Annotated in this window: 15 protein-coding genes; 11 read left to right on the top strand and 4 right to left on the bottom strand. The window is 64.5% G+C overall.

Annotated features, from left to right (window positions below):
- Positions 1-12 precede the first annotated feature (12 nt).
- Both QZ409_RS03080 and QZ409_RS03075 read right to left on the bottom strand, forming a co-directional pair.
- Positions 13-801: a GDSL-type esterase/lipase family protein gene (locus QZ409_RS03080; protein WP_296706995.1), complete on the bottom strand. Its 789-nt coding sequence runs from the start codon at positions 799-801 to the stop codon at positions 13-15.
- A 122-nt stretch (positions 802-923) separates the two neighbouring features.
- On the bottom strand, positions 924-1814 hold the full coding sequence (locus QZ409_RS03075; RefSeq protein WP_296706993.1) for a LysR family transcriptional regulator: 891 nt from the start codon (positions 1812-1814) through the stop codon (positions 924-926).
- Between the two features lie 118 nt (positions 1815-1932).
- On the opposite strand from QZ409_RS03075, the gene QZ409_RS03070 reads away from it, so the two are divergent.
- The 5 genes from QZ409_RS03070 (at position 1933) to QZ409_RS03050 (ending at position 5733) form a co-directional block, all read left to right on the top strand.
- Positions 1933-2568 (top strand): glutathione S-transferase, encoded by a 636-nt coding sequence (locus tag QZ409_RS03070; protein WP_296706991.1) that lies wholly within the window; start codon positions 1933-1935, stop codon positions 2566-2568.
- A gap of 3 nt (positions 2569-2571) precedes the next feature.
- Positions 2572-3456 carry a pyridoxamine 5'-phosphate oxidase family protein gene (locus QZ409_RS03065; RefSeq protein WP_296706989.1) on the top strand — a complete coding sequence of 295 codons (885 nt, stop codon included), beginning with the start codon at positions 2572-2574 and terminating at the stop codon, positions 3454-3456.
- Between the two features lie 399 nt (positions 3457-3855).
- Positions 3856-4755: a 2Fe-2S iron-sulfur cluster-binding protein gene (locus QZ409_RS03060; protein ID WP_296706987.1), complete on the top strand. Its 900-nt coding sequence runs from the start codon at positions 3856-3858 to the stop codon at positions 4753-4755.
- Positions 4756-4846: 91 nt separating this feature from the next.
- Complete coding sequence (locus QZ409_RS03055) at positions 4847-5326, top strand: ferritin family protein (RefSeq protein ID WP_296706984.1); 480 nt, start codon at positions 4847-4849, stop codon at positions 5324-5326.
- 101 nt (positions 5327-5427) lie between these two features.
- Positions 5428-5733: a hypothetical protein gene (locus QZ409_RS03050; protein ID WP_296706982.1), complete on the top strand. Its 306-nt coding sequence runs from the start codon at positions 5428-5430 to the stop codon at positions 5731-5733.
- A gap of 69 nt (positions 5734-5802) precedes the next feature.
- Here the strand turns inward: QZ409_RS03050 and ettA are convergent, their stop codons facing one another.
- Complete coding sequence (gene ettA / locus QZ409_RS03045; RefSeq protein ID WP_296707136.1) at positions 5803-7455, bottom strand: energy-dependent translational throttle protein EttA; 1653 nt, start codon at positions 7453-7455, stop codon at positions 5803-5805.
- A 216-nt stretch (positions 7456-7671) separates the two neighbouring features.
- Here ettA and QZ409_RS03040 point away from each other — a divergent pair, with 216 nt between their 5' ends.
- Positions 7672-9585: a hypothetical protein gene (locus QZ409_RS03040; protein WP_296706980.1), complete on the top strand. Its 1914-nt coding sequence runs from the start codon at positions 7672-7674 to the stop codon at positions 9583-9585.
- Here the strand turns inward: QZ409_RS03040 and QZ409_RS03035 are convergent.
- Positions 9582-10301 (bottom strand): CBS domain-containing protein, encoded by a 720-nt coding sequence (locus QZ409_RS03035; RefSeq protein ID WP_296706977.1) that lies wholly within the window; start codon positions 10299-10301, stop codon positions 9582-9584. The genes QZ409_RS03040 and QZ409_RS03035 overlap by 4 nt on opposite strands.
- Before the next feature lie 150 nt (positions 10302-10451).
- Here QZ409_RS03035 and QZ409_RS03030 point away from each other — a divergent pair, with 150 nt between their 5' ends.
- From QZ409_RS03030 to QZ409_RS03010, 5 genes are read left to right on the top strand one after another with little or no spacing between them, the layout of a single operon-like run.
- Positions 10452-11075, top strand: a complete 624-nt coding sequence (locus tag QZ409_RS03030; RefSeq protein WP_296706974.1) for a TetR/AcrR family transcriptional regulator — start codon at positions 10452-10454, stop codon at positions 11073-11075.
- Positions 11072-12064 carry an HlyD family efflux transporter periplasmic adaptor subunit gene (locus QZ409_RS03025; protein WP_296706971.1) on the top strand — a complete coding sequence of 331 codons (993 nt, stop codon included), beginning with the start codon at positions 11072-11074 and terminating at the stop codon, positions 12062-12064. The genes QZ409_RS03030 and QZ409_RS03025 overlap by 4 nt, the downstream gene beginning before the upstream one ends.
- Entirely contained in the window at positions 12061-12990 is a 930-nt protein-coding gene (locus QZ409_RS03020; RefSeq protein ID WP_296706969.1) for an ABC transporter ATP-binding protein, read from the top strand. Before QZ409_RS03025 ends, QZ409_RS03020 begins: the two co-directional genes overlap by 4 nt.
- The gene (locus QZ409_RS03015; RefSeq protein WP_296706967.1) at positions 12987-14147 is read left to right on the top strand and encodes an ABC transporter permease; all 1161 of its coding nucleotides are present in this window, start codon (positions 12987-12989) and stop codon (positions 14145-14147) included. The genes QZ409_RS03020 and QZ409_RS03015 overlap by 4 nt, the downstream gene beginning before the upstream one ends.
- A gap of 18 nt (positions 14148-14165) precedes the next feature.
- On the top strand, positions 14166-15377 hold the full coding sequence (locus tag QZ409_RS03010; RefSeq protein WP_296706966.1) for a sodium:proton antiporter: 1212 nt from the start codon (positions 14166-14168) through the stop codon (positions 15375-15377).
- The last annotated feature ends 5 nt before the right edge of the window (positions 15378-15382 follow it).

Genomic DNA, 15382 nt, shown 5'->3' with positions numbered 1-15382 from the left:
GCCAGCCCAAGCTCAGAGCTTGCCGCCCGCCGTCCTCTGATCGAAGGAATGGGAGAGGGTCGCAGCGATCTGCTCGGCGAGGCAGCGATAACCGCGATCATTCATATGCAGATTGTCCGGCCCGATGAAATCCTCGCGCCCGGTGGCCTCACCCAATTGCCGCATCGCCTCATAGCGGGAAACAAGCGTGACGCCTTCCTCGCGCGCGATCCGCGCGGTGACCTCACGGATTGCGCCATAATTGGGATTGGCCGCGAGCTTGCGCGACCACTGCATGCCAACCAGCAGCACATCGGCTTCGCTGTGTTTCAGGAAGCGCAGCGCCGCGCGCAGCGTCGCCTCATATTGGCGCGGCGGGACGCCCGAAACCCCATCATTGGTGCCGACCTGCCAGACCACAAGATCCGGGCCGAGACGCGGAACTTCGCCCCGCATACGTTCGACGGTCTGCGCGGCCTTCTCGCCGCCAATGCCGAGATTGACGACCTCGACCGATTCCGACGGCAGCGCCTTTTCAAGCATGTCGCGCAGTTGCGAGGGGTAATTCGCGGCCGGCGAACTGGCCCCCACGCCTTCTGTCGAGGACGAGCCGATGGCGACGATCCGCACCCTGCCCTCTTCGCGGATCGCTTTGGAAAAATTCGGAAAAGCGCCAATTTTCAGCGGCACGCTGGCGGCGCCGCGGCAGATGTCCTCGCTCGCGACCTGAAACCGGCGCGCGGAATTCTTGCCGGGAAAGACCAGCGGCAGCGCCAGCCCCAGGCTCAGCGAAGCGGCAAGTACGACAAACGGCTTGCGCATCCCGAACATCTCTCCAAGCGGATGACTTTGCCTATGCCCCCGCTCGCGGTCAACCGAGCCTCTCGACTAAGTCGAAACTGCGTTTTTTCCCGGTCAAAAAAGCTATTTTTTGCTTTCCGGCCTTAAACGGCGCCAAATTTTGCTCGCAGCGCATTGGCCGCCATTTCGATGAACAGCACGACCTTGCGCGGCGCGCGGCCTGGCGGCCGCACCAGATGAATCGGCGCGGCGGGCGGTTCGAAATCTTGCAATATGCGGACCAGCCGCCCCTGCGCGACGGAATCGGCGACCTGATAGGAAAAAAGCCGCACGATTCCCAGCCCGGCCGTGGCTGCGTCGAGCGCCGCATCGATGGAATTGACGGTCAGGCGCGGACGAAAGCGGATCGTCTTATCCTCTTCCGCCCCAAGGCTCCAATGGCTCGGCGCCGCCGCGCCCAAAACCGCGATGAAGGCGTGATCCGCCAGACCGGCGGGGTCGGCGGGAACGCCCGCCCGCGCCAGATAATCGGGCGAGGCCACCAATACCCGGCGCACAGCGCCCACCCGGACGGCGATCAGCGAGGAATCCGGCAGCTTGCCGATGCGGAGGCCAAGATCGATCCCGTCCTCCACCAGCGACACGACGCGGTCGAATAGCTGCAGGTTGACGTCAATGCCCGGATGCTCGTGGAGGAAATCGCGCACGATCGGCATGATGTGTAACCGCCCGAACATGACCGGCGCGGTGAGCGTGAGGACGCCCCGCGGCGCGTCGCCGCCCTGCAGCGCATCTGACATGTCATCAAAATCCGCCAGCAGCCGCCGCCCGCGCTCCAGCAGTTTTTCGCCCGCTTCGGTCAGAGACAAGGCCCGGGTGGTGCGATTGAACAGGCGCTGGCCAAAGCGCTCCTCCAGCGCCGCCACGGCCCTGCTGACGGCGGCCGGGGAGCGCCCCGATTTCCGCGCCGCCGCAATGAAGCCGCCGCGTTCGGCGACGGCGACGAAGATCGACAAGGAGTCCAGCCGGTCCATGTGATTGTTCCGATTTACGCAATAGTCTGATGAGAAATTTGCTTATTAACGCGCAAATGAAAAGGATTAGTTTGATCTGGCAAGGCCGCAACGGCCCACACGATCCCGGGAGAACCACATGCGTCCGTCAAAGCCAATTCTGCTGTACGGATTCCCCTTGTCCGGCCATTCCCATCGCGCCAAACTGATGCTGCGCCTGCTCGATCTGCCCTTCGACTTTCATCAGGTCGACCTCGCCGGCGGCGAGCAGCGCAGCGAGTCCTTCTTGCGGCTCAACCCCTTCGGAACCGTTCCGGTGATCGAGGACGATGGCGTGGTCGTCGCGGATTCCTGCGCGATCCTTGTCTATCTCGCGACAAAATATGACGCGGACGGGCTTTGGCTGCCGCGCGACGCCGAGGGCGCGGCCCAGGTCCAGCGCTGGCTCTCGGTCGCGCAGGGGCCTGTGTTCAACGGCCCCTGCAGCGCGCGGCTCGTCACTGTCTTCGGCATGGATTTCGATCATGCCCGCGCCAAGGCCGTCGCGGAGCGCCTGTTCACGACACTCGACGCCCTGCTGGCGAAACGGACTTTCCTCGTCAATGAACGGCCGACCATCGCCGATGTCGCGCTCTATTCCTATATCGCCCATGCGCCGGAAGGCGGCGTTGCGCTGACGCCGCACGCCCACCTCGTCGCCTGGCTGCGCCGCATCGAAGCGCTGCCTGGATTCGCGCCCATGCCCGCCACCAAGGCGGGTCTGTTGGCGGCCTGACCCATGGCGACGCCTTTGCCCGACCTGCCCCTGCCCGACCGCCCCTTGCCAGACCGCCGCCCTTGGCACGCGGGCGAAGAAGCGGCGCGGCGCGCAGCCGGGGCGCCGGAGATCGGGCCTGTGATACGGACCGCTCTCAGCGCGCAGCAGCGCGATTTCTTCGCGCGTCTGCCGCTGGTTTTCGTGGCGGGCCTCGACAAGGCGGGCCATCCCGCCGCGTCGCTGCTGCATGGCGCGCCAGGATTCCTGACGTGCCCGGAGCCGCATCATATGGAGATCGCCGCGCGCCTCCCCTCGGGCGAGCGCTTGTTGGCGCAAGCGGGCGCGCCCTTCGCCCTGATCGGTGTTGATTTCGCCGCGCGCCGCCGCAACCGCGTCAATGGGCGGATCGCCGAGGCGCGCGCCGGCGGGCTGGATCTGGCGGTCGAGGAAGCCTTTGGCAATTGTCCAAAATATATTGCGCCGCGCGAAATTTTCTCGGGCGGAAACGATCCCGGCGTCTGGACCGAAATGCCCCCCGACGACGCCGGCCTGCGCGCCATGATCGCCAAGGCGGATGTGTTTTTCATCGCCTCGCGCGGGCCTGACGGGGTCGATATGTCCCATCGTGGCGGCCCCCCTGGCTTCGTCCGGGTCGGGCGGGACGGCGTGCTGCAAATTCCTGATTTTCCGGGCAATAATTATTTCAACAGTTTTGGCAATCTGCTGCACGACCCGCGCGCCGCGCTGCTGTTCGTGGATTTTCCCGGGGGACGCGCGCTCCATCTCGCCGGAGAAGCGCGCGTGCATCTCTCGATCGGCGAGCGGTTCTGGACCTTCGCGCCGCGCGCGGCGTGGCTTCTGTCCGCCCCGCAGGCCTTTGGCGCCCCCTCGGCGACGGAGACCTGAGTCCGGGCGCAAAAGCTTGGCCTTAAGTATTATGATTGTGCGTCGCACAAAACAACTGGCAGGTTTTCAATATTTTGTCGTATTATATGGCGCCTATATAATAGACTCCATTTCGCTTAGCAAAACATGACAAAGACTGCTTGGGTCAGGACATTATTGTCGAACATTCTGGTCCGGCAGTGGACATCTTTGTTACGAAGCGACGCTGATTGTCTCGCCGTCGTCTTGCCGAGCCCCGCCGCCGCTGGCATGGAGCGTGCTGACCGAGAGTGCGGCGGAAAATTTCGCCGTCAAGACGCCAGATTCGCCTTTGCATCGGAGCGGTGACGCCGCCTGTCGCGAATCTGCGGCGGACGCGCCCTCCTCCGCGCGGGGCGAACGCTACTCCCGGAGATTTGCATGGCCAATATCACATTTACATCGCCGTCCCTGTCGCGTGACGTGACGGTCTATGCCGTGGCGGGCGATCGCGGCACGATCCTCGCCGTCGCCAAAGCCAACAAGATTCCGATTCCCTTCGACTGCCAGGATGGCGAATGCGGCTCCTGCCTCGTCGAAGTCCAGATCCTCAGCGCCAAGCGGCCCTATGGCATGGCGCTGACGGAAAAGGAAAAGGAAGCCCTGCGCCAGCTCGGCAAGATCACCAAGGACGAGATCAAGGAGGCGGAAGTCAACGACATCCCGCCGCTGCATCGCCTTGCCTGCCAGTGCTTCGTCCGCAACGAGGACATCCTCGTTAAATTCGCGGGCGACGAAACGGTCCCCGCCCAGCCGCCGCATCTCTCGACCGCCGCCAAGGTTTACAAGGGCACGACCATCGAGATCGCCTCCGTCGACGATTTCCTCGCCCACGCCATCAAGGTCGAGGAAGACGCCGCGCTGCATTTCGACGGCCTCGCCGCCTCGATGGAGCTTTGCGGCAATGCCGAAGTGGGGAAGCTTTTCCGCCAGCTTTCGGGCTATTCGCGCCTGCATCTGAACGAGGCTAAGTCGCGCGCCAATGGCAAGGACCTGACGGCGCAGATACCCGCCGATTATGTCTGGCCGGATCACGTCACGCCGGAGCGCACCTCGCTGCTCGCGGGCGACGCCGACCTTACGCGTCTCGACGCCCTTCGCGCGGCTCTGACCGGAGAAAAGCGCGGCTATGAATTCTATTACGCCGTCGCCGGAACCTCGAAGCTGCCCGACGTCGTCGCCATGGCGAAGGAATTCGTCAAGGAAGAAGCCGAGCATGTGAAAGTGCTGGAAGCCTGGATCGCCCGCGAGGAATGGCTCAGCAAGTCGCACGCGGTCTGATGCGGCTAACCAAGGCTCACAGGTTCTCGCCTGTGAGCCTTGGCGTCACCCGCCGCCGACGTCTTTCGTGTAAAATCAGGAGCATGGGACAATGCAGACGGTTGAAGAATTTCTGGTCTATTCGGTTCATCTCGAACGCGAGGCGGCGGCGCGGTTCGGCGAATTGGCCGACGCCATGGAGAGCGGCGGCAATCGCGAGGTCGCCCGCCTGTTCCGGCGTCTGGCGCATTATTCCAAACTTCATCTGGAAACGGCCACGGCCCGGTCCGGCTTCCACGACATGCCCGAGATGAAGCCCGAGGATTTCGTTTGGCCCGATCTCGAAAGCCCGGAAGCCGCCGCCGTCTGGGGCGCGGACCCGATGCTTGGCCGCGAAGAGGCCTTGCAGATCGCCCTGGCGGCCGAAACTGCCGGCTATGCCTATTACAAGTCCGTCCTCGATACGACAAACGACCCGGAAGTCAAGGCGCTGGCCACCGAATTCGTCGCCGAGGAGCAGGAGCACGTCAGCGAATTGAAGAAATGGCTCGCGGCCTCGCGGGCAGGCGAGCCGCTGCCCGCCGAAGGCTGAGCTTCCGCGACGCCTTCCCGGTAGGCGGCGCTCCTAATGCGGCCTTGGCGAGAGCGCCCCGAGCGAATAGCCTGCAAGGGCAACGATCGGGGAGGTCGCCCATGCGCATGCTCATGTTTGTCACTCTACCCACGGAACCCTTCAACAGCTTCGTGCGCGACGGTTCCGCCGGGCCGAGAATCGGGAAAATTCTCGAAACGATCAAACCCGAGGCGGCCTATTTCACGGAAATGGCCGGCCAGCGCGGCGGGACGCTGGTGGTGGACGTCAAGGACGCCTCGGCGATCCCGGCCCTTGCAGAACCCTGGTATCTGACCTTCGAAGCCGATGTCGAATTCCGCGTCGCCATGACCCCCGAGGATCTGGCGCGCTCGAACCTCGGCGCGCTGGGGAAAACCTGGGGCTGAACTCAATTGCCCCAAACGAAAAAGCCGGGCCCCAAAGGCCCGGCTAACTTTTTAGTCGCGCAAGAAAAATCAGCGCGAGAATTTCTTGTATTTCATCCGGTGCGGGATGACGCTGTCCACGCCGAGCCGGCGCTTCTTGTCTTCCTCGTAATCGGCGAAATTGCCCTCGAACCACTCCACATGGCTGTCGCCCTCGAAGGCCAGCATGTGGGTGGCGACGCGATCTAGGAAGAAGCGGTCATGGCTGATGATGACAGCGCAGCCCGCGTAATCCGCCAAGGCGTCTTCCAGCGCGCGCAGGGTGTCGACGTCGAGATCATTGGTCGGTTCGTCGAGCAGCAGGACATTCGCGCCCTTCTTCAGCATCTTGGCGAGATGCACGCGGTTGCGCTCGCCGCCCGAGAGCATCTCGACCTTTTTCTGCTGGTCGGAGCCCTTGAAGTTGAAGGTCGAGCAATAGCCGCGCGAATTGATCTCGCGCTTGCCGAGATAGATGATGTCATTGCCGCCGGAAATTTCTTCCCAGACATTCTTCTTGCCGTCGAGCGAGTCGCGCGACTGGTCGACATAGCCGAGCTGCACGCTCTCGCCGATGGAGATCTCGCCGGAATCCGGCTTGTCCTGCCCGGTAATCATGCGGAACAGCGTGGTCTTGCCCGCGCCATTGGGGCCAATGACGCCGACAATGCCGCCCGGCGGAAGCTTGAAGCTGAGATCGTCGATCAGCAGCTTGTCGCCGAAGCCCTTGGAGAGATGGTTGAATTCGATGACGTTCTGGCCCAGCCGCTCGGCGACCGGAATGACGATCTGCGCGGTCGTCGGCGCCTTGTCGTTCTGCTTGGCGACGAGGTCCTCATAGCGCTGGATACGCGCCTTGGACTTGGCCTGGCGCGCCTTGGGGCTAGCCGCGATCCATTCGCTTTCCGCCTCGATGGCGCGCTGGCGCGCCTCGTCTTCGCGGCCTTCCTGAGTCAGGCGCTTCTGCTTCTGCTTCAGCCAGCTGGAATAATTGCCCTCATAGGGTATGCCGCGGCCGCGATCGAGTTCGAGAATCCAGCCGGTGACATTGTCGAGGAAGTAGCGGTCATGGGTGACGATCAGGATCGCGCCCGGATAGGTCCGCAAATGGCCTTCGAGCCAGTTCACCGTCTCGGCGTCGAGATGGTTGGTCGGCTCGTCGAGCAGCAGCAGTTCCGGCTGCTCAAGCAGCAATTTGCACAAGGCGACGCGGCGGCGCTCGCCGCCCGAGAGTTTTTCCACGGGCCAGTCGTCGGGCGGGCAGCCGAGCGCGTCCATCGACTGATCGACCTGGCTGTCGAGATCCCACAGGCCCTTGGCCTCGATCTCGTCCTGCAGGACGGTCATTTCGTCCGCCGTCTCGTCGGAATAATTCATGGCGAGTTCATTGTAGCGGTCGAGCACGGCCTTCTTGTCGGCGACGCCGAGCATGACATTGCCGCGCACGTCGAGGCTGTCGTCGAGCTTGGGCTCCTGCGGCAGATAGCCGACGCGGGCGCCTTCCGCGACGAAGCCCTCGCCGGAATATTCCTTGTCTATGCCCGCCATGATGCGCAACAGGGTCGATTTACCCGCGCCATTGACGCCAAGCACGCCGATCTTGGCGTCCGGGTAGAAGGACAGATTGACGTTGTCGAGAACCTTCTTGCCGCCGGGCCAGGTCTTGGTAAGGCCCTGCATGTGATAAACGAATTGCCGCGCCATGGGCGTGAATGCTTTCAAGATTGGGCCGGCGACTGGCGCCGGCGGAGGGGAATTTCGCTGGCCGTCTTTTAGAGCAAGAGGCAGAAAAGAGAAAACCTTTTTGGCGTTGCGCCAATATGAAGCGCCGCAGAAAAAGTCACTTTTGGCCCTATCAGCGCTTCGGATTTCCGCTATTCAGGCTAAAATGGCCGCCGCGCCCGATACAGGAGCTCAGCCTTGTCCGCAGTCCATCCCGAACATCGCATGCCCGAGCTTCACCCCGCCACGGATTCGCGCCGGACCGAGCCTTTAATGCCCTGGACCAATCCTGCTGCGGCGGCCCCCGCTCCGCTTGCCGCCGCCAGCGCCTTCGAGAACGACGCCCCCGCCAAGCCGGACAAGGCGGGTTTCGCGCCGCAGACCCAAGCCCTTCTGAAGCGCCTTTCTGACCTTCTTCGCCGGCCTGACGCGCCCTCGCCCTTCGCCGCCGGCCTGTTCGCGCCCGCCGGCGCCGGCAAATCGAGCGCGCTGCGCTGGCTGACGGAAAGCCTCGCCGCGCCCGGCGCGACCATGGTCGTCGCCCTGCGCGCCGGCGACATCGCCGCCGAGCCGGAGCGGGCGCTGGCCGCCGCGCTCTATCGCGCCCTGTCGCTGCGTCATGGCGCGCTGGCGCAGGAAGCGGCGCAGGAAGGCGCGCATTTCGGCGCCGATCCCGCCACCCTCGCCCGGGCGGCCCATGAGCGGCTCGACGCCCTGCGGCGCAAGCTAAGCCAGGAAAAGCAGGCGCTCGCCCAGAACGAGACCCGCCGCGCGGCCATCAAGGAAACGCTGCTTTATGACACCCCGGGAACCCGCGTCGACGTCTATGCGCGCAAGATGCGCAGCGCCGTCGAGCCGCGCCTGCGCCGGTTCGGCTTCACCGGCGAACCGCTCGCGGTGTTCAAGGACCTGACCCGCGACGTCAATGAGAGCGGCGGACTCGTCTCCCGCTTGCTCGCTTCGCTGCGCGGCCTTTACGCTTTTCGCGGCCAGACCCGGCTGCTGCTGCTCTCCGCCGCGAGCTTGGCTGTCAACACGGGCCTGGCCTGGCTCGCCGCCAACAAGCCGGTCTGGCTCGGCGTGATCGCCAGCTCCGGCTCGATCGGCGCGCAGACCGCCGATTTCCTGCAAAGCCGGCTCGACTGGCTGCCGCTGGCGGCGCAGGGTTTCGCCTTGATCGCGCTCGCCCTGCTCGGCCTCAATGTCTGGCGCGCCTTCGACTTCATGCATCCGCTCGTCCAGGCCGCCGGCCTGCTCGACGAGGACGTCGCGGCCAAGCGCCATGAAATCGATCAGAGCGTCGCCCATCATGCGCGCAATGTCGAAATGCTGGGAAGCGAAGCCCATGCTCTCGCCGGGAAGGTGGAGGAGGCCGAGCGCCGCGCCGCCGCCGCAGGCGCGGCCAAGAACCCGCCCTTGTTCATGGAAACCGACGAAGCCGCCCGTAAGCGCGACGTCGCGCTGGGCTTCCTTGCATCCGTTTCGGACCTGCTCGGGAGCGCCGCGTTCCCCGGCGCGCCGGGCCGGATCGTGGTCGCGGTCGATGGTTTCGAAAGCATCGCCGCCCCCGCCGCGCTGCTCGACCGGCTCAACGACCTGCTCGCGCGCCCCGGCCTGATCGCGGTCTATGCGCTGGACGCCCAGCTTTTCCGCGCGGCGCCCGAAACCCTCGCCCGCCGCGTCCAGCTGCCTCTGCGGCTCGTCGTCGGCGCCCTGGACGCGCCTCTCGCGCTGGCCCCACTCGACTCAGCCCTGTCGCCGCTCGAATCAAGCCTCGTGGAGGCGCTCGCGCCGCTGGCCGGAGAGAACCCACGCGCGCAAAAGCGCTTGCGCAACCTGTTCCGCTTCCTTCATCCGGCCTCGGACGCGACGCCGGGACTCGCCGCCGCCCTCGCCTTGTTCCTCGCCGCGGATATCGGCGCGACGCCGGCCGATCGGCAGGCTCTGGAACAGGCCCTGTCAGCGAATCTTGAGATTTTCGCGCCGAAAGGCTCGGCGGCACTGCAGGAGACGCTCGCGAAGGTCGCCGCCATTGGCGGGCCGATCAGCCGCGACGAGGCGTGGCGCGCAGCCGCGCTCGCCCGCCACGTCGCGATGGAGCTGTTCGCCTAAAAACCTTGGGTCTTGCCAATGGTCATGCCGGAGAAGGGCTCGATCCACACCAGCTTGTCGACCACCCTGTTCACGCCGGCAATGTTTTCTGCCGCGACCACCAGCGCCGGACGCTGCCTTTCGTCGAAAATCTCGCCGATCAAGGTGACAACGCCCTGCTCCACAGTCACGTCGAGGGTCTTGGGCGAGGCGAACCCCTGCTCGCGCAGTTCCGCCAGCAGCCTGTCGAGAATGGCCTCGTCCGTGCAGTCGGCGGCGCTCGCCGGCTTGGGCGCGACCACTTTCGAAAGCACGCGCAACAAGTCGGATCGGGTGATGATGCCGATGACGCGATCGCCGCTCACCACCGGGAGACGTTTCACCTTGCGGCGCTCCATCACTTCAACCACTTCGTTGACGGAGGCGCTTTCGCCAACTGTCGCAACGTCGCGCGTCATGAAGTCATGGACCTTGCGCCCATGGCTCATCACATAGGATTCGGCGACCTCGCCCGGACCGAGCAGGAATTCGATCCAGCGCGGCTTGCGTTTGGCCGTGCCGAGTTCGGCGCGATGCAGAAAATCACCCTCGCTGACCAGCCCCACCAGCCGCCCCTCGGCATCCGTCACCGGCAGGCCTGAGACGTGCAAGGACAGCAGGAGCGCGATGGCCTCCTCGATCGTCGCGTCAGGACCGATCGTCTTGACTGGGCTCGTCATGAATTCGGACGCAAACATGGTCGCCTCCCCTTCGCGCGGCGTCATGCGCCGGCGCGACATCAGTGTAATCCTCGCGTGAGTCTAATCCTTGACGCCGATCAATGCGAGGGATTGCGGGAATTCAATTATGACTGTATGGTCAGTCATAAATCTGAGCCCGGAGCGAACATGGCGCGGCAGGCCCGCACCGAAGGCGAGCGCGAGGACCGCATGCGCGCCATCCGCGCGGCGGCGCTGGACGTCTTCGCGGCAAAAGGCTTTTCCTCCGCGCGGCTGGAAGATGTCGCCATGGCGGCGGGCGTCGCCAAGGGCACGATCTATCTCTATTTCAAATCCAAGGATGACCTGCTCGAAGCCATCGTGAAGAGCACGATCGGCGTGACCTTGCAGTCTGTCGAACTTGCCGTCGCCGCCTCCCCAGCTCCCGCGAGCCAGTTGCTGCGGCTTGTCGGCCAGGCCATCGGCTCCGCGCTGCAGGACCCCGACCGCAGGCGCGTCCTGCATCTCGTCCTGTCCGAAGGCGGCCGCTTCCCCGCGCTTGCCGAATTCTACCATCGCGAGATCATTTCGCGCGGCATGGTGATGATCCGGGCGATTGTCGCCAAGGGCGTCGCCAGCGGCGAATTCGTCTCCGACGAGCCCGCACGCTTCCCGCATCTAATCATGGCGCCCGCCCTCGTCGCCGTGATCTGGAGCGTCGTCTTCGCCCGCATCGAGCCGCTCGATTCCCACGCGTTGATCGAAGCCCATTTCGACCTGCTCATCCGCGCCCTCACCAAGAAAACCACATGAAAAACCGCCTTAAATATATCGCGCCGATTCTCGTCCTGCTGACGCTCGGCTGGCTCGGGAGCAAGATCTTCGCGACATCCAGGCCGCAGGATCTGTTCACCGGCTATGTCGAAGGCGACCTCGTCCAGATCGGCCCCATCGAGGGCGAGCGCCTGTTGCGGCTCGAGGTCGCGCCGGGCGCGCAAGTGGCCAAGGGCGCGCCGCTCTTCACCATGGCGACGCCCGTGCTCGACCAGCAACGCGTCGAAGCCAAGGCGCGCGTCGAACAGGCGGAAGCCAATCTCAAGAATTTTCAGGCGTCTCTGCAGCGGCCGGAGCAGATCGCGGTTCTGCGCGCGGGTCTGGAGCGCGCCAAGGCGTCCTTGGTCCTGTCGCAAACGGAATATGACCGCCAGCAGGCTATGCTGCCCCGGGGCGCGACCACGATCGCCGCGCGCGACCAGGCGAAATTCGCGCTGGACCGCGACAAGGCGAGCCTCGCCGAAGCCGAACGTCAGATCGAGGCTGGGTTGCTGCCGTCGCGCAATCAAGAAATCGCCGGCGCCGAAGCCGCCGTCTATCAAGCGCGCGCGCAGCTGGAGCAAATCGACGTGCGAATCGCGCGCCAGTCGGTTTCCGCGCCCACGGCGAGCATCGTGCAGGACGTCTATTTCTGGCCCGGCGAAATCGTAGGCGCCGGTCAGCCCATTCTCGTCCTGTTGCCGCCCGAGAACCGCAAGATCCGCTTCTTCGTTCCCGAGCCGCAGCTCGCGCGTCTCTCACTGGGGGCGAAAATTGCGGTCGCTTGCGACAATTGCCCGCCCGGCCTTGAAGCGCGCGTGACCTTTATTTCGCAACAGGCGGAGTTCACCCCGCCGGTCATTTTCTCGCTGCAGGAGCGCGGCAAGCTGGTGTTCCGCGTCGATGCGCGGCTCGATAACCCCTCCGTCCTGCTGCCGCTCGGCCTGCCTATCACGGCGCGGCTCGTCGCGGCGGAGGTGCCGAAATGAGCGAGGCGCCCGAAATCGTCATCGACGTGCGCGGGCTCAACAAGAGCTTCGACGGCAAGCGCGTGGTCGAAGACCTGTCGATGCAGGTACGGCGGGGCCGCATCCATGGTTTTCTCGGTCCCAATGGCAGCGGCAAGACCACGACCATCCGCATGTTGTGCGGTCTGCTGACGCCCGACAGCGGCGACGGAACCTGCCTCGGCTTCGACATCCTGACCCAGCAGCGCGAGATCAAGCGCCGCACCGGCTATATGACGCAGCGATTCTCGCTCTATGCCGATCTGACCATCCGCGAAAACCTCGAATTCATCGGCCGCGTCTACGGCCTGCGCGATTCCGCCGCCCGCGCGCGCGAAGCGATCGAGCGGCTTGGTCTTGGCGGACGCGCCGACCAGCTCGCGGGCGAATTGTCGGGGGGCTGGAAGCAGCGTCTCGCGCTGGGCGCATGCATCATGCCGAAGCCGGAACTGCTGCTGCTCGACGAGCCGACCGCCGGCGTCGATCCCAAGGCGCGGCGCGATTTCTGGGACGAGATCCACCAGCTTGCCCATGAGGGCCTCACCGTGCTGGTCTCGACCCATTACATGGACGAGGCCGAGCGCTGCCATGAGATCGCCTATATCGCCTATGGCCATCTGCTGGCGCGCGGGACCGTGGCGGAAATCATCGCCCAGTCGCAACTCTCGACCTTCGTCGTCTCCGGCGACAATCTGGCGGGACTCGTCGAGACCTTGAAGCATACGCCCGGCGTGGACATGGTCGCGCCCTTCGGGGCCAAACTTCATGTCGCGGGCCGCGACGCCGCCGCGCTTGAGCGAGTCGCGAAACAATTTTCCTCGCCGGAACTCGTGTGGGAGCGCGACGCCCCCAATCTCGAAGATGTCTTCATCGACATGATGAGCCGCGCTCAGGACAATTATTCATGAGCGCCGCGCCCGAAAAACCTTCGCTTCTGCCGGCCTCGCTGGAAAGGCTTTACGCCGTCTTCGTCAAGGAATTGATCCAGCTGCGGCGCGACCGGCTGACCTTCGCCACCATGATCGCCATTCCGGTGATGCAGCTCATCCTGTTCGGTTTCGCGATCAACTCCGACCCCAAGCACCTGCCGACCGCCGTGCTGGACAATGATCACAGCGCCTTCTCGCGCCTCTTCATCACCTCGCTGAAGGCGACGGATTATTTCGATATCCGCTACGCCCTCGCCGCCCCCGAACAGATCGATCCATTGCTGCTCGCGGGCGATGTCAATTTTGTCGTCGAGATTCCGCAGGACTTCGCCCGAAATCTGGCGGCCGGGGAAAATCCGGCCATTCTCGTCATCGCCGACGCCGCCGACCCCACCGCCGTCAATGGCGCGGCCATGGCGCTGAACGGCATGGCCGCGCAGGTCTTCACACGCGAATTGCTCGGGCCTTTGCATCGCCTTTCCTCCAAACCCGCGCCTTACGAGGTGCGTTTGCAAAAGCGGTACAATCCGGCGGGCGAGACCCGGCTGAACATCGTACCTGGCCTCGTCGGCACCATTCTCACCCTCACCATGCTGATTTTCACCGCGCTTTCGGTGACCCGCGAGGTCGAGCGCGGCACGATGGAATCCCTGCTCGCCATGCCGATCAACCCGGTCGAGATCATGCTCGGCAAGATCCTGCCCTACGCCATGGTCGGCTTTCTCCAGATGGCGCTCATCGCCTTTGCCGCGCGCTTCATTTTCAACGTGCCCGTGGTCGGCAATCTCGGCACATTCGTCGCGCTGACCATGCTTTTCATCGTGGCCAATCTCTCCGTGGGCTATACATTCTCGACCATCGCCAAGAACCAGCTGCAAGCAATGCAAATGAGCTTTTTCTTCTTCCTGCCGAGCATCCTGCTGTCCGGATTCATGTTCCCCTTCAGGGGCATGCCGGACTGGGCGCAGGACATCGGCTCGATCCTGCCGCTCACACATTATCTGCGCATCGTGCGCGGCGTGATGCTGAAAGGCGCGGGCTTTGCCGATCTCACCTCTGATACGGCGGCGCTCGGCGCCTTCACCCTCGCCGCCATGACCATCGCGGTGCTGCGGTTCCGCCAGACACTGGACTGAACGAGAGATTGAACCGCGATGGGTGATAGCCTGAAAGAAATTCTCGTCCTGCTCAGCGTGGCGATGCTGGTCGCCATCGCCGCGCGGCGCGTCAAGTTGCCTTACACCATCGGCCTCGTCGGCGTCGGCGCGCTGCTCGCTTTTTCCAGGTTCGACGTCGGCCCCGACCTCACCTCGGAACTCATTCTCGATCTCATCCTGCCGCCGCTGCTGTTCGAAGCGGCGCTGGCCCTGCGCTGGCGCGACCTGCGCGCCGATCTCGCGCCGATTCTGACCTTTTCGATCTTCGGCACAATCCTCGCCATGGCGGTCATGGCGATGGGGCTGGTCTGGCTGCTGGACTGGCCGCTGGCCCCCGCGCTGGTGTTCGGCGCGCTGATTTCCGCGACCGATCCGGTGGCGATCATCGCCATGTTCAAGGACAACAAGTTTCACGGCCGCCTCAGCCTGCTGGTTGAGGCCGAGAGCCTGTTCAACGACGGCGCCGCCGCCGTGCTGTTCGCCCTCGTCCTCGCCTGGATTCAGGCCGGGGAACATGCCCCGGGCGCCGCCGAGACGGCGCTGACGCTCGCCCGTATCGTCGGAGGCGGCGTTGGGATCGGGGCGGCGGCGGGAGCCGCCGCCATTCTGCTTTCGCGCAACACGTCGGAACATCTGGTCGAATTGACGCTCTCGACCATCGCCGCCTTCGCGTCCTTTCTGGCGGCGGAAAAGCTTCACGTCTCCGGCGTGCTGGCCACCGTCACGACCGGGCTGATCATGGGCAATTTCGGCGTGTTCAGCCCCGGGGAGCGGTCCTTCCTCAGCCGGCAAGGCCGCGAGGCCATGAGCAATTTCTGGGAATTCGCGGCCTTTCTCGCCAATTCCGTGATCTTCCTGCTGATCGGCGCCAATGTCGCCGTCATGCATTATGAGCATTATGGTCAAGGCGTGATCGCCACGATCATCGCGCTGGCGCTCGCGGCCCGCGCCGCCGCCGTCTATCCGCTGAGCCTCGCCTTGCGCGGCGCGAAAAGCGCCGTCTCGCTGCCGGAGCAGCATGTCTTGTGGTGGGGCGGATTGCGCGGGGCGCTCGCGCTCGCGCTGGCCCTGTCGCTGCCCGCCTCGCTGCCTTTGCGCGACGAGATCGTCGTCGTCACCTTCGGCGTGGTGGCTTTTTCCATCGTCGTGCAGGGCCTGACCATGCCGCCTCTGCTGCGGCTGCTGGGTTTCCTGCCGAAGCCGAATTGAGCGTC

This window comes from Rhodoblastus sp. (genome assembly GCF_019449565.1).
Classification (GTDB): domain Bacteria; phylum Pseudomonadota; class Alphaproteobacteria; order Rhizobiales; family Beijerinckiaceae; genus Rhodoblastus.
Note: the sequence above shows the minus strand (reverse complement) of the source record. Positions and strands in the feature narration are given on the sequence as shown.